This is a genomic window from Streptomyces sp. NPDC058274 (assembly GCF_042881375.1).
Classification (GTDB): domain Bacteria; phylum Actinomycetota; class Actinomycetes; order Streptomycetales; family Streptomycetaceae; genus Streptomyces.
In genome coordinates this window covers 521,127-543,291 of the sequence record NZ_JBHVXW010000003.1, presented here as the reverse complement: position 1 = coordinate 543,291, position 22,165 = coordinate 521,127, and the positions used below count along the sequence as shown (strand labels likewise).

The following is a 22,165-nucleotide window of genomic DNA, read 5'->3' as shown; positions in this document are numbered from 1 at the left end:
ACACTCGCCAGGATCAACGGTGTACAGCGCGATCTCAGGGACGAGAGGCGGGACGTACGGATGACGAGGCACTGGGCCGATTTCCAGTACGAGATCTATCTGAACGGCATGACGGGCGCCGTACCGCGGCTGCCCACCGATCTGACGCGGCTGGAAGAGCTCACCGAGCAGCGGCTCGGGCCCGGTCCGGTCGGCTATGTGGCCGGCAGTGCGGGCAACGGCAGCACCGCACGCGCCAATCGCGCGGCGCTGGAGCGGCGCAGGATCGTGCCTCGCATGCTGCGCGACGTGCACGAACGGGATCTGTCCGTCGAGGTGTTGGGCCGGTCCCTGCCCGCGCCGCTGGCGCTCGCGCCGGTGGGGGTGCTGTCGATCATGCATCCGGACGCCGAGTCCGCCGCCGCGCGGGCCGCCGCGGCGCAGGGCGTGCCGTACATCCTGTCCTCGGCCTCCAGCACCCCGCTGGAGCAGGTCGCGGAGGCGATGGGCGACGCGGAGCGCTGGTTCCAGCTGTACTGGGCGAAGGACCGGGAGGTCACCCGGAGCTTCCTGAACCGGGCGAAGGCAGCCGGCTTCAGCACGCTGCTCGTCACCCTGGACACCCCGCTCCTCGCCTGGCGGCCGCGTGACCTCGACCAGGCGTATCTGCCGTTCCTGCACGGCGTGGGCACCGCCAACTACTTCACCGACCCGGCGTTCCAGGCGGGTCTGGCCAAGCCGGTGCACGAGGACCCGAACGCGGCGGTGATGCATTTTGTGAGCATGTTCGCGGACCCGGGCAAGACCTGGCCCGACCTGGAGTTCCTGCGGGAGAACTGGGAGGGGCCGATCGTCCTCAAGGGGATCCTGCATCCGGACGACGCCCGTCGCGCGGCCGGCGCCGGGATGGACGGTGTCGTCGTCTCCAACCACGGCGGCCGCCAGGTCGCGGGTTCCGTCGCGGCGGCGGACGCGCTGCCCCGCGTGGCCGAGGCGGCCGGCGAGCGGCTGACCGTCCTGTTCGACAGCGGCATCCGCACGGGCGACGACATCTTCAAGGCGCTCGCCCTCGGCGCGAAGACGGTCCTGGTCGGACGCCCGTACGCGTACGGGCTCGGCCTCGACGGACAGGCCGGCGTCGAGCACGTGATCCGCTGTCTGCTCGCCGAGTTCGACCTCACCCTCGCCCTGTCCGGACACGCCCGGCCGGGCACGCTCAGCCCCGACGACCTGATCGAGGAGACCGCATGACCACCGCGCCGAGCTCCGCCGAGCCCACCGTGAAGAACGTCCTCGCCGTCGTGTCGCCGCACGTCGGCGGCCGTACGGCGGGAGCCGGGCTCGCCACCCTCTTCCCCGGGCAGGCACGGGTGACCGTCGTCGAGGCGGTCGACGAGGATCCGGCCGCCCTGCGCGAGGCGCACGTCATCATCACCGGGCTGAGTCCGGTCACCGCCGAGCACTTCGCCGCCGCGCCCGGGCTGGAGCTGGTCCAGTGCGCGAGTCACGGCTTCGACTACGTCGACCTGGAGGCCGCGCGCCCCCGGGGCATCCCGGTCTGCAACATCGGCTCCAGCGGCGCCGAGAAGCAGAACGTGGCCGAGCAGACCTTCGCCCTGATGCTCGCGCTGGCCAAGCAACTGGTGCCGGCCCACACCGCGCTGACCGAGGCGGACTGGGCGCTGCCCCGACTGCAGCGGTCGATCACCGAACTGTCCGGCAAGACGCTCGGCATCGTCGGGCTCGGTCACATCGGCGAGGAGGTCGCCCGGCGCGCGGTCGCCTTCGACATGACCATCGTCTACGCGGGCCCGAAGCCCCTGAGCGCCAAGACCGAGGCCCGGCTCGGCGGCGCCCGCCATGTCGGACTCGACGAACTCCTGCGTACGTCCGACTACGTCACCCTGCACGCGCCGCTCACCGAAGCCACCCGGCATCTCCTCGACGCGGAGCGGCTCGCGCTTCTCAAGCCGACCGCGTTCGTCGTCAACACCGCGCGCGGCGCCCTGATCGACCAGGACGCCCTCGCGGACGCGCTGGAGTCCGGGGGGCTGGCCGGTGCCGGTATCGACGTCTTCGATCCCGAACCGCCCACCGCGGCCCTGCGGTTGCTCAGGGCTCCGAACGTGGTGCTGTCGCCGCACGTCGCGGGCGTCACACGCGAGACCCTGGTGCGGATCGCTCTGGCCGCCGTCCAGAACGTCGCGGACTTCGTCGAGGGCAAGCCGCCGCGGGACGTGGTGTCGTGAGCCGGCGCACCGTGCGGGCCCGGTTGCCCGGGGGGCCGCACGGTGCGGGTGGTCCGGATCGGCACGCGGTGCGTGCCGTCCTGGTGCCGGACAGGTCCTGGAGGCAGGTCCTAGAGGCCGACGCCCGTCAGCACGTCCGACAGCGGGGCGGGCAGGGGCACCGGCAGGGCGGGCGCGGGCTGCGTGTCGTGGTCGACGGGCACGGCACGGAGCTCGTCGTGGGTTTCCGACGGAGCCGGCTCCGGATCCGGTCGTGACGGAGCCGTCCGCTCCTCGTCCGGTTCCCCGGGCGCGCCGGCGGTGGGCGGCGGATCGCTGGCGGGCTGCGTCGACGGCGTGGCCGTACCGGCGATGGACAGCGAGTCGGGGGCGGCCAACGGGGCGTCGGTCTCCCAGCGCTGGTCGTCGGAGCCGCTGCGGTTCTTGGAGACGACGTCCGCGTTCGGGTCCTTGGAGGCCGGCGCGACGGCGAGCTCCTCCTTCCAGCGGGGCAGCAACTCCCCGCGCACGGTGAGGTCGTAGCGCACGTCGTCCGCGCGCTTCGCGCTCGCGGAGACGCAGTGGCCAAGGACGGCGATGCCGGAAGCGTCGGCATGGGAGTCCAGGCACAGTCCGGGATCGGCGACGCTGCGCAGCAGGCCGTCCTCCTCGTACGACCACTGCTGGGTCCCGGCGGACGAGCACACCGCCAGCTTGGTCCCGGCTCCCGACTTGGGATCGGTGCCCCTTATGTCGAGGCAGAGGTCGGCGGCGACATTGCGCAGCCGGGTCTGCTGGGGGGCCGTGGGGTGCCCGGCCGAGCCGGGCGGGTTCGAGACCCCCGGGGCGGGCGAGGCCGCCGTACGGCTGCCGGTCGCGCTGGTGGAGGCGGGGCCGGCGGGGCCGTCGTCGTCCGACCAGAGGGTGGTGGTGAGCACGGTGGCGAGCACGGCGGCCGAGGCGAGGCCGGCTCCGGTGATGAGCACGTTGGCGTGGTGGTGCTGTCCGTGCCGGCTCCGGCGGCCCTGGGCGGGGAGACGGGACAGGAGGCGATGGCGCCCGCCGCTTCCCCCACGGCCGCTTCCCTCGCCGGCCAGGGTCCGGCCGTCTCCCCCGCCGGTTTCCGCGCCGGTTTCCGCGCCGCCGGTGCCCTCACGGCCGGTGCCGGCTGCGGAGACCCGGCCCTCGCCGTGGGCGGCTCCGCGGGCGCGCGCGCCCTGCCGGGCGCGGCCGGGGCGCGATTCCAGATAACGCCGGGCACCCCAGCCGAGCACCGCTTCGGCAAGAAGGGTGTCCAACCCGCCCTCGAAATGGCTCAGTTGTTCAGCCGCGAAACGGCAGTAGCGGCACTCGAGCAGATGCTGTTGGACATCGGGCAGCAAGGCACCGCCGCGGCGAATCGGAACGTCCAGCAACCGGTTGTAGTAGCGGCATTCCTGGCTCGGTGCGAGTTCGTGATGCGCACGTACACATCCTGCTCGGAATTGTTCATGTGCCTGCTCAAGAGTGACCGACGCGGTGTCGGTATCCATGCCCGACAGACCAGCCGGTACGGATATGTGTTCGGCTTCGACCTCGGTGTGCCACAGCAGGCACTGGGCAAGTGCCGGGAGGCCGAGGAATGCGCGTTCGGAGAGCTTGCGGTTTTCGGCCGTCATCGACTTCGCCGCACGCATCCCGCGTCCCCCGGCGGGCTTGCGCACCTGCGGCAGAGCGCCGGCTGTCGCGTCGTCGCCGGCCCACGCCCGGACCGTGTCCCGCACGGTCACGAGCAGTCTGGGCCGCAGGGCGGCTCCTGCCCCGCCCCTCGTCAGACCGTCCAGAACCTGGTGGAAGGAGGCGGCGGTGGCCATCGAGGCTGCGGCGGCCGAAGAGGCGAGACAGATGACCGAGTAGTCGTACGCCGGCTGCCAGTGGCGCGCCATCAGCAGTGCGACGGGCTGGGTCGCCTCGCCCTCCGGCCGGCCTCTCAGCTGAGCGGCCAGGCTCTCGTCCGATTCACCGGGAGCCGCCGCGGAGTGAGGCGGATAAGACGGGCGTGGGGGGTGGGGGGTGTGCACAGAGCGGTTTCCTTCCAGGGCACAAGGTGGCACTCAGTAGTTTCTGTTGTGCCAAAAGGACCCTCGTTGGTGCGTACCTTTTCGGCGAGCGCCGGGAAAACGACCGGAGACGAAGGCCGCGCGATGACCGTCCGCCGAGGGCCGGTCGAGCCCGTCGACAGCCTGGAATACCGAACGGAGATTCAGACCCGGCCATTGCCCCTGCGCAAGGAAGTTCACCCTCGCACAACACGCCGACGGCCAACAAGGCACTTGAGCAACATGCGCATCATTGAAAGAGAGCCGGGCCGGATCGCAACTTGCTTCGCTCGCACCGGTTTTCGACATTTCATGCGCCCCGTGTGAACCGCGCGCACGCTCCGGCGCCCCGCGCACGCTCCCCGCGCACGGAACTTGGCAGTCCACTGGAAGCGGCCCTTCTCGGAGGCCCCGCGCAGGACGGCGGCTCTCCCGCGCGAAACCGGCCGCCGGCCCTGATCCTCCCGCCCTCGGTCGGCGGCCCCGAGGACGGGTTGGCCCGGAGGGGCCATGGACGGCGAGGGACCGACCCCATCAGGCCCGCCACAGCCCCCTTCTGCGATATCCCGCCTCCCAGAAGAGCCGGTTCAGTACGCGGACCGGCGGCGGCAGCGCACCGAGGAACGCGGCGCGGTCGGCGGCCGGGACGCCGTCGACGATCCACGGCACGAAGACCGCGGCTCCGCGCAGCCCCTGGGTCTCCCGCATGCGTCCGGTGAAGGCGCCCCAGTCCGCGGGGGTCAGTACCCGCTGGATCAGCGGCAGGGCGCTCTTCTCCTCGTGCTCGAGGTGGTCGCCGAGCGCCGTGGCCAGCACGTCGACGAGTGCGGCGACATCGGCCGAGCCCTGGCGCAGCGCCTGGTCGACAGCGGTGAGCAGCGGGTCGAGACGGGCGTGCTCCGCCTCCATCTCGGCGAGCAGGGCGATGTCCTGCGGCCGGTCCGCGACGGCGCGTTCCACCCGCGGCCAGAGGTCACTGTCCTCGGCGGTGTGGTGGATGTGCAGCTGCCGCCTGAAGTTGTCCCAGCCGGCGTGCACCGGGGGCGTGTCGGCAGTTCCTCGCGCGGCCGCCTCGGACAGCCGTTCCAGATCTCGCCGGAAGGCGTCGTGGGCCGCGTACATGACGGTGAGGTCGATGGTCATGAGGTGGCTTCCTCCAGTTCGGGCGCGTGCACGGGAAGGGCGTGCGGGTTCGCGGACGGACCGCGGTGCCGGCGCAGGGCGAGACAGGCGAGCGCGCCGGTCAGCAGTGCGGCGGCCGACACCAGGACGGCGGGGCCCATCGCGTCCACGAATCCGTGGCCGAAGACCTGGCCGCCGAGTTCCCGCATCCGGTCGGCGACATCGTGCGGCACTCCGCTCGGGACACCGCCCGCCTGCCGGGCGTTCACGTCGGGCTCCGCCCCGGCGAACGCGGCGACGAAGCCGTCGCGATAGGGGGCGGGCAGCCGGCCGGCGCGCTGTTGGGCCTGGTCGGTGAGCGAGGAGGCGAGCCGGGCCTGGAGCACGGCACCGACGACGGCGCCCGCGAGCACCGAACCGACCTGCCGCAGCGCGTTGTTGACCCCGGACGCCGCTCCGGAGAGCTTGGCCGGCACATTGCGCATGACTTCCGTGGCCATGGGCGCGAAGGTGCAGCCGGCCCCCAGGCCCGCGAGGAAGAGCGGAAGGGCCACGGCCGGCCAGCTCGCACCGACGTCGGCCGCGGCGACGATCCACACCAGGGCCGCCGCCCAGGCGAGCAGTCCGGTCAGCAGGATGTACTTGCCGCCGATCCTGTCCGCGAGGACTCCGGCGGGGCCGGCCATCACGAACGAGCCGAGCGCGAGGGGCAGCAGCACCAGTCCTGACTTGAGCGCGCTGAACCCGAGCACCGACTGCAGATAGATGGTCAGCGGCAGGAACATCCCGATGACGCCGAACGACACCGTGACGCCGACGAAGTTGACGAGGGTGAAGTCGCGGTCCTTGAAGAGGGAGAACGGGACGAGGGGATCGTCGTTCTGCCGGCCGCGCTCGTGGCCGAGGAAGCCCGCGAAGAGCAGCGCCGCCGCACCGAACAGGGCCAGGATCCAGCCGTTCCAGTCGTATCGCTCCCCCTCGGTCAGGGCGAACGCCAGGCAGAACAGCGCACTTGAGGCGAGCAGCACGCCGAAGGTGTCGAAGCGGTGGCGGACCGTGCGCCGCGATCCGGGGATGAGCGCCACGGCGAGTACCAGCACGATCACCCCGAGGGGCAGGTTGACGAAGAAGATCCACCGCCAGTCGAGGTGGGTGATCAGCGCGCCGCCGATGATCGGGCCGAGGGCTCCGGAGATGCCCGCGACCGCGCCCCAGACCCCCATCGCGACGCCTCGGCGGTCGGCCGGGAACACCTCGGCGATGATCGACAGGGTCTGCGGCATGAGCAGCGCGGCGCCGAGCCCCTGGACCGCGCGGAACGCGATCAGCTGGGCCGGGTCCTGAGCGAGGCCGCAGGCCAGGCTTGCCAGGGTGAACAGCGCGACGCCCGCGATGAACAGCGTGCGTTTGCCGCGCAGATCGCCGAGCCGGCCCGCGGTGATCAGCAGGACGGCCAGGGCGAGGGTGTAGGCGTTGACGACCCACAGGATCTCGTCGAGGGAGGCATCCAGGTCCTGGCCCATGTCGGGGATCGCGATGTTCACGATCGTCAGGTCGAGGAGCGTCATGAAGAACCCCAGGGACAGGGTGAGGAGGATCGCCCAGGGATTGCCGTGCCATTTCCGGAACACGATGTCTGTCTCCTTGTGTCGGACTCGCGTTCAAGAGGGCGGACGACGCGACCGGTGTGACACCCCGGTCACCGCATGAGACGTACGTCACTTTCCCCCGCCGGATGTCACGTTCCGGCCCCTCCCGGCCCTCGCATGAGTGAGCGCACCAAGGGAGGCAAGGCATGTCCGAGAGCCCCGCGACCGGGACCGAGGGCGCGACGCAGGTGTTCGTCGACCACCGGGAGCTGCTGTTCGCGATCGTCTACAACCTGCTGGGCAGCGTCGCCGACACCGATGACGTGTTGCAGGACACCTGGTTGTCGTGGACGGGCCGGGCGAACCGGTCGCCGGTGGAGGGGATCGGCAACCCGCGCGCCTATCTCGTACGCATCGCCGTCAACCACGCGCTGGCCCGGCGCGCCGCCGTCACCCGCCGCCGCGAGACGTATGTGGGCCCGTGGCTGCCGGAACCCCTGCTCGATGAGCCCGTCTCCGACGACTCGGCGGACCGCGCGCTGCGCGCCGAATCGGTGTCGCTGGCGATGCTCGTCGTCCTGGAGTCGCTGACTCCGCTGGAGCGGGCGGTGTTCGTGCTGAACGAGGTGTTCGGCTATGCCCACACCGAGATCGCGGACGTCATCGACCGCAGCCCGTCGGCGGTACGCCAGCTCGCGCACCGGGCGCGGGCCCACGTCCACGCCCGCCGTCCGCTGTACCGGGCGCATCCGCGTGTCCGGCAGGAGGCGACCGAGCGTTTCGTGGCGGCGGCGCTCGGCGGTGATATCGCCGCCCTGATGGAGATCCTCGCGCCGGACGTCACGGTGTGGACGGACGCGGGCGCCACCGCGGGACTGCGGCCGGTGCACGGCCGGGACAAGGCCGCCCGGATGCTCGCCGGTTACGCCACACGCCGCGGAGCACACCTCGACATCCGCTACCGCAGGGTCAACGGGGACGACTCCGCGGTGGTGTTCGAGGGCGCGTCACCGTACGCGGTCATGGTCATGGACCTCACCCCGGAGGGCGACCAGGTGTCCGACGTCTACATCGTCACCAACCCCGAAAAGCTCGCGCACGTACGCCGTGACGAGGAGGGCGGGGCCGAGGGCGGGCCGGGACCTCGGGACCTCGGGACTTCGAGCGCGCGCCACGCTGTCGGCGACGCCCGGGTGCCGGCCGCTCCCGACGAGGCGGGGCCGTGAGACAGGGCTGCCGGGCAGGGCCCGTAAATGATCACAACTGATCGCGGACCGGCAGGTTCTGACGGGAAGAGGCCGACGGCCGCGGGGGATCCCGCCACTCCCCTCCGCCCCACGCCTCACATCGGCCTGTTCCAAGGGCCGCCGGTGAACTCGCCGGGCGGCCCGCCGCCCGTCCGGTGAGCCGTCCTACGGGTGCGGAACCCCGCCACGGACTAGGCTGGAACACGAGTGACGCGCCTGTTCACTGTGAGTGTGCGCAAGGGAGTGGCGACGATGGGCCCGGTGGTTTCCGACGAGGACGCCACGGCACGGGCTGTCATCGATGAGCACGGCATCCTGCGCCACTGGAACGAGGGCGCTCGCCTGCTGCTGGGCCACCGGCCGGCTGACGTGGAGGGCCGGCCCGCCGCCGGTCTGCTGGCCCCCGGAGCCGTGCTCACCCCGCCCGCACCGGGCCAGGACCGCTGGAGCGACACCCTCGAACTGCGGCACCGCGACGGGCGCACCCTGTCCCTGCCACTGCTCGCCCACCGCGGCCGCCCGGACCACGACGGCCGCCGAGAGTGGCTCGTGCTCAGCCCACCCGCGGGCGGGGCCCGCCGCCCCGAGGACGACGTCCTCACCTCGGCGGTCCTGACCCAGTCCCCCTGCGCGATGGTCGTCTTCGACGAGCGGCTGCGGCTGAGCGCGGTGAACGAGCTGATGACCGAGGTGATCGGGCTCCCCGAGGAGCGCATCCGCGGTCTGCGGATGTCCGAGATCGGCGGCCAACGCGAGAGCGTGGAGCTGGAGCAGCAGGTGTACGCCGTGTTCACCTCGGGCGTCCGGCGCGATGTGGAGACGTATCTGCGCACCGGAGGCGAGCAGCACGCGCACGCATGGCTGGCGCGCATCGCCCCGCTGACCGACGCCGCGGGCCGGGTGCGCGGGGTGTGTCTCACCGCCCACGACTTCACCGAGCACTACCGGGCACGGGAACGGCTGCAGCTGGTCAACGAGGCGAGCGTGCGTATCGGCACAACCCTCGACGTGACGCGGACGGCCCAGGAGCTGGCGGACGTCTGTGTCCCCGCCTTCGCCGACTTCGTCAGCGTCGACCTGCTGGAACCGGCGGACAGTTCGGGCGATCCCGCCCCGGGGCCGATCACCGCCCCTGTCACGCTCCGCCGCGTCGCCCACCAGTCGGTCAACCCCGGCGCCCCGGAAGCGGTGGTCAAACCCGGGCACGCGGACGTCTATCCCGCCTCCTCACCCCAGGCGGACTCCCTGCTGGCGGGCCGGACCATCGTGGTCCCGGACGAGACCGCCACCCTCGAGGAATGGCTGTCGTGGGACAGGCTGCGCGGCGAACGGGTTGCGGAGTACGGCATCCACGCCTCGATGTCGGTGCCGATCCAGGCCCGGGGAGCGACCCTGGGCGTCGCCGTCCTGAGCCGGTCCCGGCGGCCCGACCCCTTCACGCCCGACGACGTCCTGCTGGCCGAGGAGGTGACGGCGCGGGCCGGCGTGTGCATCGACAACGCCCGCCGGTTCTCCCGCGAGCGCGAGACCGCGCTGGCCCTGCAGCGCAGCCTGCTGCCCCGGTCGCTGCCCCGGACCGCCGCCGTGCAGGCGGCCTCGCGCTATCTGCCCGCGGCCCGCGCCGGGGTGGGTGGCGACTGGTTCGACGTCATCCCGCTCTCCGGGATGCGGGTCGCCATGGTCGTCGGTGATGTCGTCGGCCACGGGATCCAGGCCTCCGCGACCATGGGGCGGCTGCGCACGGCGGTGCGGACCCTCGCCGACATCGACCTGGCGCCGGAGGAACTGCTGACGCACCTCGACGACCTCGTCGTACGGCTGTCGGCGGAGGCCGGGAGCGACGGAACCACCGGCGAGGTCGGCGCCACCTGTCTGTACGCCGTGTACGACCCGGTGTCCCACCGCTGCACGGTCGCCCGGGCCGGTCACCCCCCGCCGGTACTGCTCCCGCCGGGCGGCCCGCCCCGGCACATCGCCGTGCCCGCGGGACCGCCGCTGGGTCTTGGCGGGATGCCCTTCGAGTCCGCCGAACTCGACCTGCCCGAGGGCAGTGTGCTCACCCTCTACACGGACGGCCTGGTGGAGAGCCGCGAGCGGGACCTGGACGCCAGCCACCGGTTGCTCTGCCAGGTGCTGGCGCGCTTCTCGGGCTCGCTCGACGAGACCTGCCACGAGATCCTCCAGACCCTCCTGCCGCCGGGCGGCGTCTCCGACGACGTGGCCCTGCTCCTCGCCCGCACCCACGAACTGCCCTCGTCCCAGGTGGTCATCTGGGACGTCCCCGCCGACCCGTCCCGCGTCGCTCCCCTGCGCAAGCGCGCCGTCGAGCAGCTGGACGCCTGGGGCCTGAGCGAGGCCGGGTTCACGACCGAGCTGGTGGTCAGCGAACTCGTCACCAATGCCATCCGGTACGGCGAGCACCCGATCCGGCTGCGGCTCATCCACGACGAGGCCACCCTCATCTGCGAGGTCTCGGACAGCAGCCACACCGCCCCGCATCTGCGGCGCGCCAAGACCTTCGACGAGGGCGGCCGCGGTCTGCTGCTGGTCGCCCAGCTCACCCAGCGCTGGGGGAGCCGGCACACGGCCGAGGGCAAGACCATCTGGGCGGAGATCTCGCTCCTCGGCGAGTGAGCGACGGATGGGACGCGGCGCCCGGGCCGTGAGTGCCGCCGGCTTCGCGCTGCCGTACGGCGGGGTCCGCAGCGGTCGGTGAGGTGCGGGCTGCTTTCATGAGGGGTCCCGCGAACCGCGTCCGGAGGACCGAACCCTGAACACCCCGCTCGCCGAGGCTCTCTCCGTCATCCTGCTCGTGGCGGTGCTGGTCTGTGCGGTGATCCGCCCTTTCAACTGGCCCGAGGCCGTCGTTGCGGTGCCGGCCGCGGGCATCGCGATCGCGACCGGTGCGATCTCCTGGGACCACGTCGGTGCGGAGAGCGCGCATCTGGGGCCGGTCGTCGGATTCCTGGCCGCCGTGCTGGTGCTCGCCCGGTACTGCGACGACGAGGGGCTCTTCCAGGCGTGCGGGGCGTGGATGGCCCGCTGGGCGGCGGGCCGGCCCGGACGGCTGCTGACCGCCGTGTTCGCCCTCGCCTCGGCGATCACGGCGGTGCTCAGCCTGGACGCCACCATCGTGCTGCTCACCCCCGTCGTGTTCGCCACCGCCTCCCGGATGGGCGTCCGCCCCAAGCCCCACGTGTACGCGTGCACGCATCTCTCGAACACGGCCTCGCTGCTGCTGCCGGTCTCGAACCTCACCAACCTCCTCGCGTTCGCCGCCAGCGGTCTGAGCTTCACGCGCTTCGCGGCCCTGATGGCGCTGCCCTGGCTGGTCGCCATCGGCGCCGAGTACGTGGTCTTCCGGAGGTTCTTCGCCCGCGATCTGAACGCCGCGGCCCCCGCGCCGGCCACCGGTGCGCCCCCGGAAGTCCCCTTGTTCGCCCTGATCACCGTCGGCTGCACGCTGGCCGGGTTCGTCCTCGCCTCCGCGCTCGGCATCGACCCGGCGTGGTCCGCGCTGGCCGGGGCGACCGTGCTGGCCGCCCGTGCGCTCGTCCGCCGGCGCACCACGCCGCTCGCGGTGCTGCGAGCCACCGCGCCGGCCTTCCTCGCCTTCGTGCTGGCGCTGGGCATCGTCGTGCGGGCCGTCGTCGACAACGGGCTGTCGGACGCCCTCGGCCGGCTGCTCCCGGACGGGACCGGGCCGCTCGCGCTCCTCGGCATCGCCGCCCTCGCGGCCGTACTGGCGAACCTGATCAACAATCTGCCCGCGGTCCTCGTCCTGCTGCCGCTGACCGCGGCAGCCGGTCCCGGCGCGGTGCTGGCCGTCCTGCTCGGCGTCAACATCGGGCCCAATCTCACCTATGCGGGATCCCTGGCAACGCTGCTGTGGCGGCGTATCGTGCACGAGCACGACCACGGCGTCGATCTCAAGGAGTTCACCCGGCTCGGCCTGATCGCCGTGCCGGCCGCGCTGATCCCGGCCGTGGCGGCACTGTGGCTGGCACTGCGCGTCATCGGAGGCTGAGGGGCATGCGGGTGATCGCCTGGCTGGTGGAGGGCACCTGGCCCGCGTGTGTGGATGCCGTTCGCGGCCACGCGCCCCGGGCGAGCGAGGTGGTCCTGCTGCACGTCAGCGAACCCGGCGTGCCCGGCCTGGCACACGGCGCCTTCGCCGGGCTGCTGGGCCGCGGGCACCCGGAACGCGACCCCGGCACCCGCCTCGAAGGCCTCGGTACGGAGTCGGCCGCGCAGCTCCTCGACGCGGCGGCCGAGCGGCTGGGCGATCCCTGTACACGGCTGGAGCGCACCGGTCGCGCCGAGCGCGAGGTGGTCGCCGCGGCCGACGGTGCGGATCTGCTCGTGCTGGCGCGCGACGGCGACCGTGCCCGTCTCGGCCCGCACAGTCTCGGCCCCGCGGGGCGTTTCGTCGTCGACCACGCGCCCTGTCCGGTGCTCCTGGTCTGGCCCGAACCGGCGCCGGACGTCACGACGCTGCCGCCTCCGCCTCCGCTGCCGCCACCACCTGCCTAGTACGGATCGGTGCCGGCGATTTCGGCCGCGCAACACGGCTCGGCTCAGTGCCGGCCGCCCCCGCCGTGCGTGCCCGGGCGGCCGCCGTATCCGTCGCCCGAGCAGTCGACGTAGTCGCACGCGTCCCAGCTCGGATAGCTGGGTGCCGGGGCCGACGCGGTGGCCGTCGGCTGCGGCTCCCCCGTCGGCTCGGGGCTGGTGGCGGTGGGCGACGGTGTCCGGGTGGGCTGCGAGGTCCGGGGTGCCGGTGTCCTCGACTCGCTGATGACCTGCCAGTTGACCGACTCCATCTCCAACGCGTCCGTCGATGCGTCGGTCAGCCAGCGCTGCACGTCCGAGTCGTCCGCACGCGGCTTGAGGACCAGCGCCGCATCTCGGTCCGACGAGACGGGGGTGAGCGCGAGCTCCTGGTTCCACCGCGGCACGAACGTGCCCTGAAGCGTGAAGTCGTAGCGCACGTTCTTGGCTCCGGGCTGCGACTCCCCCGTGCACGCGGCGAGCAGCACCGAATACCCGAGGTGGGAGTCGAGGCACAGGTCGGGAGCGGCCGCGCTGCGCAGCCGTCCGTCGGTCTCGTACGCCCATTGCTGGTCCGCCGACGCCGAGCACGGCACCAGGACGGCCTCGGCGCCGGTGACCGGCTTCTTCCCGTCCAGGCCGATGCACAGTCCGGAATCGGCATTGCGCAGCCGCCCGCGCAGGGTGCCGTTCGGGTCGCCCTCGGCGGCGCCGACCCAGGTGGGCGACGTATCGGGCTCGGCGCGTTTGCCCGTCCCGCCCTCGCCGGCCGCACCCGTGGTCCCGTCCCCGTCGCCGGACGACCAGGGAGCGGCCCACAGCGCCAGTGGCACGAAGACGGAGGCGCTCACGGTCAGCACGGCCAGGGCGAGATGGTGACGCCGGTCCCGCAAGCGGCGCTGCGCCCGGCGCGCCGCCGAGCGGGAGCCGGCGCGCGGCCCAGTCGTGCGCGGTGCGGGCCGGGGCGCGTCGGTGTTCTCCGGAACCTCGCCGCGCGGGGCGGCGGAAGCGGTCTCCGTACCGTCCTGGGTCCGAGCGGCGCCCGGGGCGCCGGTGCGCCTGCGGGCATTGCGGAGAGCGCGTGAGCCGCGGTGGCCTTCGGCGGCGAGCGCCGCGGGGGCTTCCGTGGCGCGGCTTTCGGCCGCGGTGGGGGCGAACGCTTCGGCCCCGGTGGGCGGGACCGCACCGGCCGTGGGCGCGCCCGCTCCGGCCGCGGCGCGGGCGAAGGACTCGGTCGCGGCGAAAGGCCCGGTTCCGGCGGAGGCGAAGGAAGCGGTCGCGGCGAAGGGCCCGGCCGCGGCACGAGCGAAAGGTCCAGATGCGGCGGGAGCGAAGGGCCCGGTCCCGGCGGGGGCGAAAGGCTCGCCGCCCCTCATGGCGGCCGCCACCGCGCCACCCGTCCGCTCGCTTTCCGCGTCCCGCACCGCCGCCACGTCCGGCGCGGCGCGTCCCGGTCTGGAGTCCAGGTATTCCCACGCGCTCCAGCCGAGTACCGCCTCGGCCAGCAGCGCGGCGGTCCGCCCGTCCCGGTGGTTCAGCTGCTCGGCGGCATGCCGGCAGTGGCGGCACCCCGCCAGGTGCTCGTGCAGATCGGGATCGAAAACGTTGTCATCACGACGGAGGGAGACGTCGAGCAACCGGCTGTAGCGGCGGCACTCCTGATCGGGCGCCAGTTCGCGGTGGACGTCCAGACAACCCGAGCGCAGGAACTCCCGCGCGCGCTCCAGCTTCACGGCGGCGTCATCGGGGTTCAGCCCCAACAGCGCCGCGGGCTCGTCGAGTTGTTCTGCCTCGACATCCACATGCCACAGCAGACAGCGGGCGGGGGCCCCGAGCCGCTGGAACGAACGGGAGACCAGCCGGCGGGTCTCCGAAGGCAGCAGCCGGGCCGCCACCCCGTCGTCGCCCTCCCCGGAGGCGGCACGCAGCACGGGGTGGAGCATCTCCCGTCGCTGGTCCGCGGCCCACTCCCCGGCGATGCGCCGTACGGCGACCAGCACTTCGGGCCGCCATGCCGCCGTCGGACCGCTCCCGGTCAGGGCTTCCTCGAAGAGCCGGGTGAACGCGGCCGTGGTGAGCATTCCCGCAGGGTGGGCCCCGTCCGTGCACAGCAGCGCGTAGGAGAAGGCGGCTTCCCAGTGCCGGGCGAGCAGTTCTCCGACGGGGTGGTTCGTGGGCCCTTTTCCGGAGTACTTCCTCAGCTCGGCGGCCAGCTGCTGGTCGGTCAGTTCGAGCGAATGGCCGAGTGCGGAGGAATTCGGCGGGGGTGGTGCACTCACGTTCTCTTTCCTCCCAAAGCCCGCGCGAAAATAAGTCCGTACCAGGGGTTCCGCGACGGGAGGTCCACAGAAAGTCATACGCGTGCAGGGGGAAACGAAATTGTCCGCACGCCGACAAGCAAGCCACACCTTTGCACAGGTCACCGAACCGGAACAAGGGATCCCGGAACTTTTCGCGCCCCGCTGCGGCCCTTTCAGTTGACAAACGGTCAGCAAGGCGGAATCGAAAGCCTCATGGATTCTCGTCGCCCCTGCCCCAGACCAGCACAGGAGCTACCTGACAGCGCTTTCTCCGCCAGGTCACGGGAGGTGAATCGCAGGATTACGTCCGCGATCTCTGCCCGGTTCTCCAGGAGAATCCGAGGCCGGCGTCAGACGCGTCTCCGGGGCGGTGACCGCGTCGCACAGCCGGCTCGGTGGCGGTCGGCGAGCCCTTGACGCGGGCGAGTTGGCACGCTTTGATCCTGGCGTGCCGTGGCGCGACCCGGCACGCAGAGGTGCGCCCAGCCGGTAGCGGACTCGGTCCAAGCCCGGCCACAGTCGCCAGGATCGCGGACGCGTCCGAGGCGGGGTCGTACTCGCGATTGATGGAGCTGACATGCCCGTCAAGCGTGTTGCCCGCGTGGGCGTACTCCGGACCGTCGCCGCCCTGGTCGCCCTGGTGACCCTCGCCGGATGCGGATCCGGAGGCACGAGCGAGGCCGGGAAGGGCCGGAAGACCCCGGAGACCGGGCAGGCCGGACCCACTGGACCTACTGGACCAACTGGACCGACCGACGGGACCCCGGAGAGCACGAAGACCCCGGAGCGCAGCGCGGGCGGGAAGTCTCCCTCCGCGCAACCGACGCGCACCGGCGTCCGGCTTCCGCCGCTCCACGCCGGCTTCGACTACCAGATCGGCGGCGCCTACACCCCGCCGGCCGGCGTCCGCATCGTCAGCCGCGACCGCACGGCGTCACCGGCAACCGGCCTCTACAACCTCTGTTACGTCAACGCCTTCCAGGTCCAGCCCGGCGAGCGGAAGAGCTGGCCGGCCGATCTGCTGCTGCGGGACGCGAGCGGCAAGGTCGTCGTGGACCGCGACTGGGGAGAGGCGCTGCTGGACATCGGTACGGCGGCGAAGCGCAAGCGGGTCGCCGCGCGCGTCAACCGGTGGATCGACGGCTGTGCCGCCAAGGGCTTCGACGCGGTCGAGCCGGACAACTACGACAGCTACACCCGCTCCCGGCATCTGCTGACCGCCGGCGACGCCACCGCGTTCATCACCCTCCTCTCCACGCACGCGCACGCCCGGCACCTGGCGATCGCGCAGAAGAACACGGTGGAACTGGCCGGGCTCAGGACGCGGACCGGGCTCGACTTCGCGGTCGCGGAGGAGTGCGCCGAGTACGGCGAGTGCGGGGCGTACGCGAAGGCGTTCCACGACCGGGTGCTCGTCATCGAGTACACCGACAGCGGTCTGCGCAAGGCGCGTTCGGGCTTCGGCGACCGGCTGAGCATCGTGCGCCGGGACGTGCTGGTGTCCACGCCCGGCAGTGCGGACTACGTCCGCAGGACCCGCTGACGGGGGCGTGATGACGTACTCGATTCCGCGACGCGGCCTGCTCGCCGGCGCGGCCGCCGTGCCGCTGCTCGCCGCCTGCGCGGGCGGCGGGTCGGACGGCGTCGGCGCCGACGGCAAGGTGACCGTCGAGCTGTGGCACGGCCAGAACGACACGGGCAAGAAGGCCGTGGAGGCGCTGGTCGCCGAGTTCAACCGGACGCATTCCCGCATCCGCGTCGACAGTACGGGCGGTGGGGTGGTGGCCGACGCGATGCTCCAGAAGGTGACGGCGGCGCTCGCCTCGGGCTCGTATCCCGACATCGCCTATGTCTTCGGCTCGGACCTGGCCAGCATCGCGCGCAGCCCGCGCGTCGTGGATCTGACGTCCGCGCTGCACCAGGGTTCCCCGCCGTGGAGCGCCTTCTGGGCTCCGGTGCGGGAGGCGCTCACCGTCAACGGCAGAGTGCGGGCCGCCCCTGCGGTGCTCGACTCGCTGGCCGTCGTCTACAACCGGAAGCTGTTCCGGGAGGCCGGACTGCCCTATCCGCGGGCCGGCTGGTCCTGGGACGAATTCGTCGAAACGGCCGGGAAGTTGACCGACGCGGGACGAGGGGTCTTCGGCACCGGCTGGCCCGGCACGGGTGACGAGGACACGGTCTGGCGGCTGTGGCCGATGATCTGGGACCTGGGCGGGGACGTCGTCTCGGCCGACGGCAAGGGCATCGGCTTCGCCCGCCAGGGGGTCCGGGCCCTGGAGACCCTGGCCCGGCTGAGCCACGACCGGAGTGTGTACGTCGATCCGAAGCCGGGCGGCGAGCAGATGTACCAGGTCTTCCTCGGCGGCCGGATGGGCATGGTGGCGACCGGACCCTGGCAGCTCCCGGACATCGTCGGCGCGAAGCTCGACTATGACGTCGTACCGCTGCCGACGTACAGCGGCCGGCCGGTGACGATCTCCGGGCCCGACACCTGGACCGTGTTCGACAACGGGCGGGCCCGTTCCCGCGCGGCCGTCGAGTTCGTCCGGTGGATGGCCCAGCCGGCCCGTGACGCGCGCTGGGACATCTCGGCCGGCAGCCTTCCGCTCACCCAGGCCACCGCCCGGCGCCCGGAGTGGCTCCGGCACGCGCAGCGGACCACGGGTCTCGACGTGTTCACGCAGGCGCTGGACTCCGCCCGGGTACGGCCGGTCCACGCGGCCTATCCGCAGATCTCCCAGGCGGTCGGCGAGGCGATCGTCTCCGTGCTGCTCGGCCAGGACTCCCCCGCCCGCGCGCTGCGCCGCTGCGCCGACCAGGCCGACGCGGCACTGCTGATTCCCCGGTGACCTCGGCGTCCGCCGTGTTCCCCCGTTCCTTCCAGCTGAGGGAGGCCGTCCTGTCCACTCTGCCCCGTGCCATCACGCTCGCGCCGGGCGCCGCCGTGACCCCGGCCGCCGCCCGGCGTGCCGCCCGTCGCCGTGCCCGCCGCGAGACGGCCACGGCCTGGGGGTTCATCAGCCCCGCGGTCGTCGTGATCCTCGGCCTGAGCATCGTGCCGGTCGTCTGGTCGCTGCTCCTGTCGTTCCGGGCCGACGACCTGGTCACCCCCGGCCGCTGGGTGGGCCTGGACAACTACCGGGCGCTGGCCGAGGACCCCAACTTCCGTACTGCGGTGGGCAACACCCTGCTGTACGCGGCCCTGTACGTGCCGCTCAGTCTGCTCGGCGGCCTCGCGCTCGCCCTGGCGCTCAACCGCCGCATCCGCTTCATCGGCCTCTACCGGACCCTGGTCTTCATTCCGTTCGTGGTGTCGGCGACGGCTCAGGGCGTGCTGTTCTCCTTCATCCTCGACCCGGAGTTCGGGGTCGCCAACTCCCTGCTGCACCAGCTCGGCATCTCACCCCAGGGCTTTCTGGCCGACCCGGACCAGGCGATCTATCTGCTGGTGCTCATCTCCCTGTGGAGCGGCATCGGGTTCTGCGTCGTCGTCTATCTGGCCGCGCTCCAGGACGTGCCGCCCGAACTCGTCGAGTCCGCGCGGATCGACGGAGCCGGCCGCGGGCGGGTGCTGCGCCACATCGTGCTGCCCACCCTCACGCCGGTCACGGTGTTCCTGCTGCTGTGGCAGCTGATCACAGCCCTGCAGATCTTCGACCTGATCTATGTGACGACCAAGGGCGGGCCGCTCGGCTCGACCACGGTCATCGTCTACTTCGTCTGGCAGCAGGCGTTCCAGATGTTCACGGCCGGTTACGGGGCCGCGGCGGCGTACGTCCTCGCGGCGGCCCTGCTCGTGGCGGGCGGCGCCCTGCGGCTGGCCCGGCGCCGCCAGGCACGTACGGAAGGAGCCGTTCGATGAGCACTCCGGTCACCTCACGGAAGGGCGGCGCCTGGCATCTGCTGCTGGCGCCCCTGTCCCTGTGCTTCGCGCTGCCGCTGGTGTGGCTCGTGCTCAGTTCGGTGATGACGAACGCGGAGATCAACCGTTTCCCGCCCGCCCTGTGGCCCAAGGGCATCGACCTGGGCGGCTACCGGTATGTGCTCGGCAACGCGTTGTTCCCGCGCTGGTTCGCCAATTCCCTCGTCGTCGCCTCGGTCGCCGTGGTGTCGAATCTGCTGCTCGGGGCGCTGGGCGGCTACGCGTTCGCGCGGATGCGGTTCGCCGGATCGCGGCTGCTGCTCGGGCTGATGCTGGCGACGATGGTGATCCCGTTCCAGCTGACGATGATCCCGACCTTCCTGGTGATGAAGGAACTGGGCCTGATCGACACGCTCGGGGCACTGATCGTGCCGTCACTGGTCACGCCGTTCGCGGTCTTCCTGTTCCGGCAGTTCTTCCTGTCCCTGCCCAGGGAGATGGAGGAGGCCGCCTGGATCGACGGGTGTTCACGGCTGCGGGTGCTCTTCTCGATCGTGCTCCCGCTGGCCCGGCCCGCGCTGGCCACGGTCGCGGTGCTGACGTTCCTCGCCACCTGGAACGACCTGTCGTGGCCGCTCATCGCGATCAACCACGACACCCAGTACACGCTGCAGCTGGGGCTGACCACCTTCCAGGGCCAGCACCACACCCAGTGGTCGGCGGTGATGGCCGGCAACGTCATCACGGTCCTGCCGGTGCTGGTGGCGTTCCTGCTGGCGCAGAAGACCTTTGTCCAGTCGCTCACTTCGAGCGGTCTGAAGGGATAGCGGTCATGTCCTCCTTCTTCTCCGGCCCCTCCGGCTCCTCCGATTCCTCCTCCGATTCCTTCGACTCCTCCTTCGATCTTCTGGTGATCGGTGATGTGAATCCGGACGTGGTGGTCGGGCCGGTGCCGCGTCCCCTCGCGTTCGGGCAGCGGGAGCAACTCGTCGAGCACGCCGGACTGGTGCTCGGCGGCTCCGCGGCGATCATGGCGTGCGGGGCGGCGCGGCTGGGACTGCGCGTCGCGTTCGCGGGCCGGGTCGGGGCCGATCCCGCCGGCGCGTTCGTACGCGAGGCGCTGGCGGCCCGGGGCGTCGACGTCGGCTTCCTGTTCACGGACCCCCAACTGGCCACTCCGCTCACGGTGGTGCTCACCGGCGAGGACGGCGACCGGGCGATCCTGACGGCGCCGGGCTGTCTCGCCGCGACACACGCGCAGGATGTTCCGCGGGAGCTGCTCGCCGCCACCCGGCATGTGCACGCGGCCTCCTTCTTCCTGATGCCGCGTCTGGCGGCCGCACTGAGCGAGGTGTTCGCCCGGGCCCGTGCGGCGGGCGCGACGACGTCCCTCGACACGAACGACGATCCCGCGGGCCGTTGGGACCGTGACCTCCTGGACCCGGTCCTGAAGGTCACCGACTTCCTGCTGCCGAACGCGGCCGAGGCCCGCGCCCTGGCCGGCGAACCCCACCTCGCGTGCGCCGCGACCTCATTGGCCGGACGAGGACCGCTGGTCGTGGTCAAGGACGGCGGGAACGGCGCCCTCGCCTGCGACGGGGAGCGCACGCTGCACACGCCGGCCGTACCCGTCGAGCCGGTCGACACCGTGGGCGCGGGCGACAGCTTCGACGCGGGGTTCGTCGCCGCGACCCTGCGGGGCTTGGACCTGCGCTCCTCGCTGGCCTTCGCGGCGGCCTGCGGCTCGCTGTCCACCCGCGGACACGGCGGTACGGCGGCACAGCCGACCTGGGACGAGGCCGGCGCCGCCGCCCTGCCCACCCCGGACACAGGGAGTCACGCATGAACGACGTCAGGACCCCGAAGATCACCTTCATCGGAGCCGGGAGTGTGGTGTTCACCCAGGGGCTGCTGGCCGACCTGTTCACCTTCCCCGAACTCGCCCACGCCCGGATCGCGTTGCACGACATCGACCCGGAGCGGCTCGCCACGGCGGAGGGGGCGGCCCGTCACATCGCCACCGAACGCGGGGCCAAACCGGTCGTCACCGCGCACCTCGACCGGCGGGCGGCCCTGGCGGACGCCGACTTCGTCATCAACATCATCCAAGTCGGCATGGACCGGGCCACCCGCACCGACTTCGACGTCCCGGCCCGCTACGGCCTGCGCCAGACCATCGGCGACACCCTCGGCATCGGCGGCATCTTCCGCGCCCTGCGCACCTTCCCCGTGCTGCGCGCCCTCGCCGCCGACATGGCCGAACTCTGCCCGGACGCCCTGTTGTTGAACTACACCAACCCGATGGCGATGAACGTCCTGTACCTGAGCCGCATCGCCCCGGCGCTGCGGGTGACCGGCCTGTGCCACTCGGTGTACTGGACGATGCACGACCTCTCCGAGCTGGTCGGAGTCCCGTTCGAGGAGGTGTCGTACCTGGCCGCCGGGGTCAACCACCAGGCCTGGGTGCTGCGCTTCGAGCGCGCCGGGCAGAGCCTGTATCCCCTGCTGGACGACGCGATCGCCGGTGATCCCGGGCTGCTGCGCCGGGTCCGCGTGGACATGTACCGCCGACTGGGCCACTACCCCACCGAGACCAGCGAGCACTCCTCGGAGTACGTGCCCTGGTACCTCCACCACGACAGCGAGATCGACCGCCTGCGCCTGCCGGTGGGGGCCTATCTGGAGATCACCGAGGAGAACGCGGCGAGTTACGAACGCACCCGCGAGGCCCTGGCCACCGGAGCGCCGCTCCCCGTCGAAGGAACACTGGAGTACGCCCCGCAGATCATCCACAGCACCCTCACCGACACCCCGCGCACGGTCTACGGCAACGTCCCCAACCGCGGCCTCATCGACAATCTCCCCGCCGACTCGGTGGTCGAAGTGCCGTGCCTGACCGACGCGTTGGGCGTCCAGCCGACGCGGGTCGGGGCGCTTCCCCCGCAGTGCGCGGCCCTCAACAGCGCCTACGTCGCGGTCAACGACCTGGTGGTGCGCGCCGCCACCGACGACGAGCCCCGGCACATCCGGCACGCCGCCATGGCCGACCCCGCCACGGCCGCCGCCCTGCCGGTCGAACGCATCTGGGACCTGTGCGACGACCTCGTACGGGCGCACGGGGACCTGTTGCAGCCCGCGCTGCGGGCGCAGCTGGGCCACTGAGAGACCCCGGCTCCGTGTGAGCCGGCCGGCACCGGGAGGCCGGGCCA

16 protein-coding genes are annotated in these 22,165 nt (G+C 72.2%); 12 read left to right on the top strand and 4 right to left on the bottom strand.

From position 1 onward, the window contains the following. Positions 1 to 60: 60 nt before the first annotated feature. A complete protein-coding gene (locus ACFVYF_RS09680; protein ID WP_389453383.1) occupies positions 61 to 1,230 on the top strand; it encodes a lactate 2-monooxygenase in 1,170 nt (389 codons plus the stop codon). Next, positions 1,227 to 2,228 carry a 2-hydroxyacid dehydrogenase gene (locus ACFVYF_RS09675; RefSeq protein WP_389453380.1) on the top strand — a complete coding sequence of 334 codons (1,002 nt, stop codon included), beginning with the start codon at positions 1,227 to 1,229 and terminating at the stop codon, positions 2,226 to 2,228. Before ACFVYF_RS09680 ends, ACFVYF_RS09675 begins: the two co-directional genes overlap by 4 nt. 110 nt (positions 2,229 to 2,338) lie before the next feature. Here the strand turns inward: ACFVYF_RS09675 and ACFVYF_RS09670 are convergent, their stop codons facing one another. The 3 genes from ACFVYF_RS09670 to ACFVYF_RS09660 all read right to left on the bottom strand — a co-directional run bounded on the left by ACFVYF_RS09670 (position 2,339) and on the right by ACFVYF_RS09660 (position 7,038). Further along, on the bottom strand, positions 2,339 to 4,267 hold the full coding sequence (locus ACFVYF_RS09670; protein WP_389453378.1) for a ricin-type beta-trefoil lectin domain protein: 1,929 nt from the start codon (positions 4,265 to 4,267) through the stop codon (positions 2,339 to 2,341). Between the two features lie 552 nt (positions 4,268 to 4,819). Further along, complete coding sequence (locus ACFVYF_RS09665) at positions 4,820 to 5,428, bottom strand: hemerythrin domain-containing protein (protein WP_389453375.1); 609 nt, start codon at positions 5,426 to 5,428, stop codon at positions 4,820 to 4,822. Next, entirely contained in the window at positions 5,425 to 7,038 is a 1,614-nt protein-coding gene (locus tag ACFVYF_RS09660) for an MFS transporter (protein WP_389453372.1), read from the bottom strand. The genes ACFVYF_RS09665 and ACFVYF_RS09660 overlap by 4 nt, the downstream gene beginning before the upstream one ends. A gap of 164 nt (positions 7,039 to 7,202) precedes the next feature. Between ACFVYF_RS09660 and ACFVYF_RS09655 the strand changes: the two genes are divergently transcribed. From ACFVYF_RS09655 to ACFVYF_RS09640, 4 genes are all read left to right on the top strand, one after another. After that, positions 7,203 to 8,222, top strand: a complete 1,020-nt coding sequence (locus tag ACFVYF_RS09655) for a sigma-70 family RNA polymerase sigma factor (RefSeq protein ID WP_389453370.1) — start codon at positions 7,203 to 7,205, stop codon at positions 8,220 to 8,222. Positions 8,223 to 8,495: 273 nt separating this feature from the next. Next, positions 8,496 to 10,877, top strand: coding sequence for a SpoIIE family protein phosphatase (locus ACFVYF_RS09650; RefSeq protein WP_389453367.1), 2,382 nt, complete (start codon positions 8,496 to 8,498; stop codon positions 10,875 to 10,877). A 136-nt stretch (positions 10,878 to 11,013) separates the two neighbouring features. Continuing rightward, positions 11,014 to 12,270, top strand: a complete 1,257-nt coding sequence (locus tag ACFVYF_RS09645; RefSeq protein WP_389453641.1) for an arsenic transporter — start codon at positions 11,014 to 11,016, stop codon at positions 12,268 to 12,270. 5 nt (positions 12,271 to 12,275) lie between these two features. Further along, positions 12,276 to 12,776 carry a universal stress protein gene (locus ACFVYF_RS09640; protein WP_389453364.1) on the top strand — a complete coding sequence of 167 codons (501 nt, stop codon included), beginning with the start codon at positions 12,276 to 12,278 and terminating at the stop codon, positions 12,774 to 12,776. A 44-nt stretch (positions 12,777 to 12,820) separates the two neighbouring features. Here the strand turns inward: ACFVYF_RS09640 and ACFVYF_RS09635 are convergent, their stop codons facing one another. Beyond that, positions 12,821 to 15,073, bottom strand: coding sequence for a ricin-type beta-trefoil lectin domain protein (locus tag ACFVYF_RS09635; protein ID WP_389453361.1), 2,253 nt, complete (start codon positions 15,071 to 15,073; stop codon positions 12,821 to 12,823). A 598-nt stretch (positions 15,074 to 15,671) separates the two neighbouring features. Between ACFVYF_RS09635 and ACFVYF_RS09630 the strand changes: the two genes are divergently transcribed. From ACFVYF_RS09630 to ACFVYF_RS09605, 6 genes are read left to right on the top strand one after another with little or no spacing between them, the layout of a single operon-like run. Next, positions 15,672 to 16,637: an endo alpha-1,4 polygalactosaminidase gene (locus ACFVYF_RS09630; protein ID WP_389453358.1), complete on the top strand. Its 966-nt coding sequence runs from the start codon at positions 15,672 to 15,674 to the stop codon at positions 16,635 to 16,637. Positions 16,638 to 16,647: 10 nt separating this feature from the next. Then, positions 16,648 to 17,943: an ABC transporter substrate-binding protein gene (locus tag ACFVYF_RS09625; protein ID WP_389453356.1), complete on the top strand. Its 1,296-nt coding sequence runs from the start codon at positions 16,648 to 16,650 to the stop codon at positions 17,941 to 17,943. A 50-nt stretch (positions 17,944 to 17,993) separates the two neighbouring features. Further along, positions 17,994 to 18,956 (top strand): carbohydrate ABC transporter permease, encoded by a 963-nt coding sequence (locus tag ACFVYF_RS09620; protein WP_389453638.1) that lies wholly within the window; start codon positions 17,994 to 17,996, stop codon positions 18,954 to 18,956. Continuing rightward, positions 18,953 to 19,783 carry a carbohydrate ABC transporter permease gene (locus tag ACFVYF_RS09615; RefSeq protein ID WP_389453353.1) on the top strand — a complete coding sequence of 277 codons (831 nt, stop codon included), beginning with the start codon at positions 18,953 to 18,955 and terminating at the stop codon, positions 19,781 to 19,783. The genes ACFVYF_RS09620 and ACFVYF_RS09615 overlap by 4 nt, the downstream gene beginning before the upstream one ends. Before the next feature lie 5 nt (positions 19,784 to 19,788). Further along, positions 19,789 to 20,802, top strand: coding sequence for a carbohydrate kinase family protein (locus ACFVYF_RS09610; RefSeq protein WP_389453350.1), 1,014 nt, complete (start codon positions 19,789 to 19,791; stop codon positions 20,800 to 20,802). Next, positions 20,799 to 22,118: an alpha-glucosidase/alpha-galactosidase gene (locus ACFVYF_RS09605; protein WP_389453347.1), complete on the top strand. Its 1,320-nt coding sequence runs from the start codon at positions 20,799 to 20,801 to the stop codon at positions 22,116 to 22,118. Before ACFVYF_RS09610 ends, ACFVYF_RS09605 begins: the two co-directional genes overlap by 4 nt. Positions 22,119 to 22,165 lie beyond the last annotated feature (47 nt).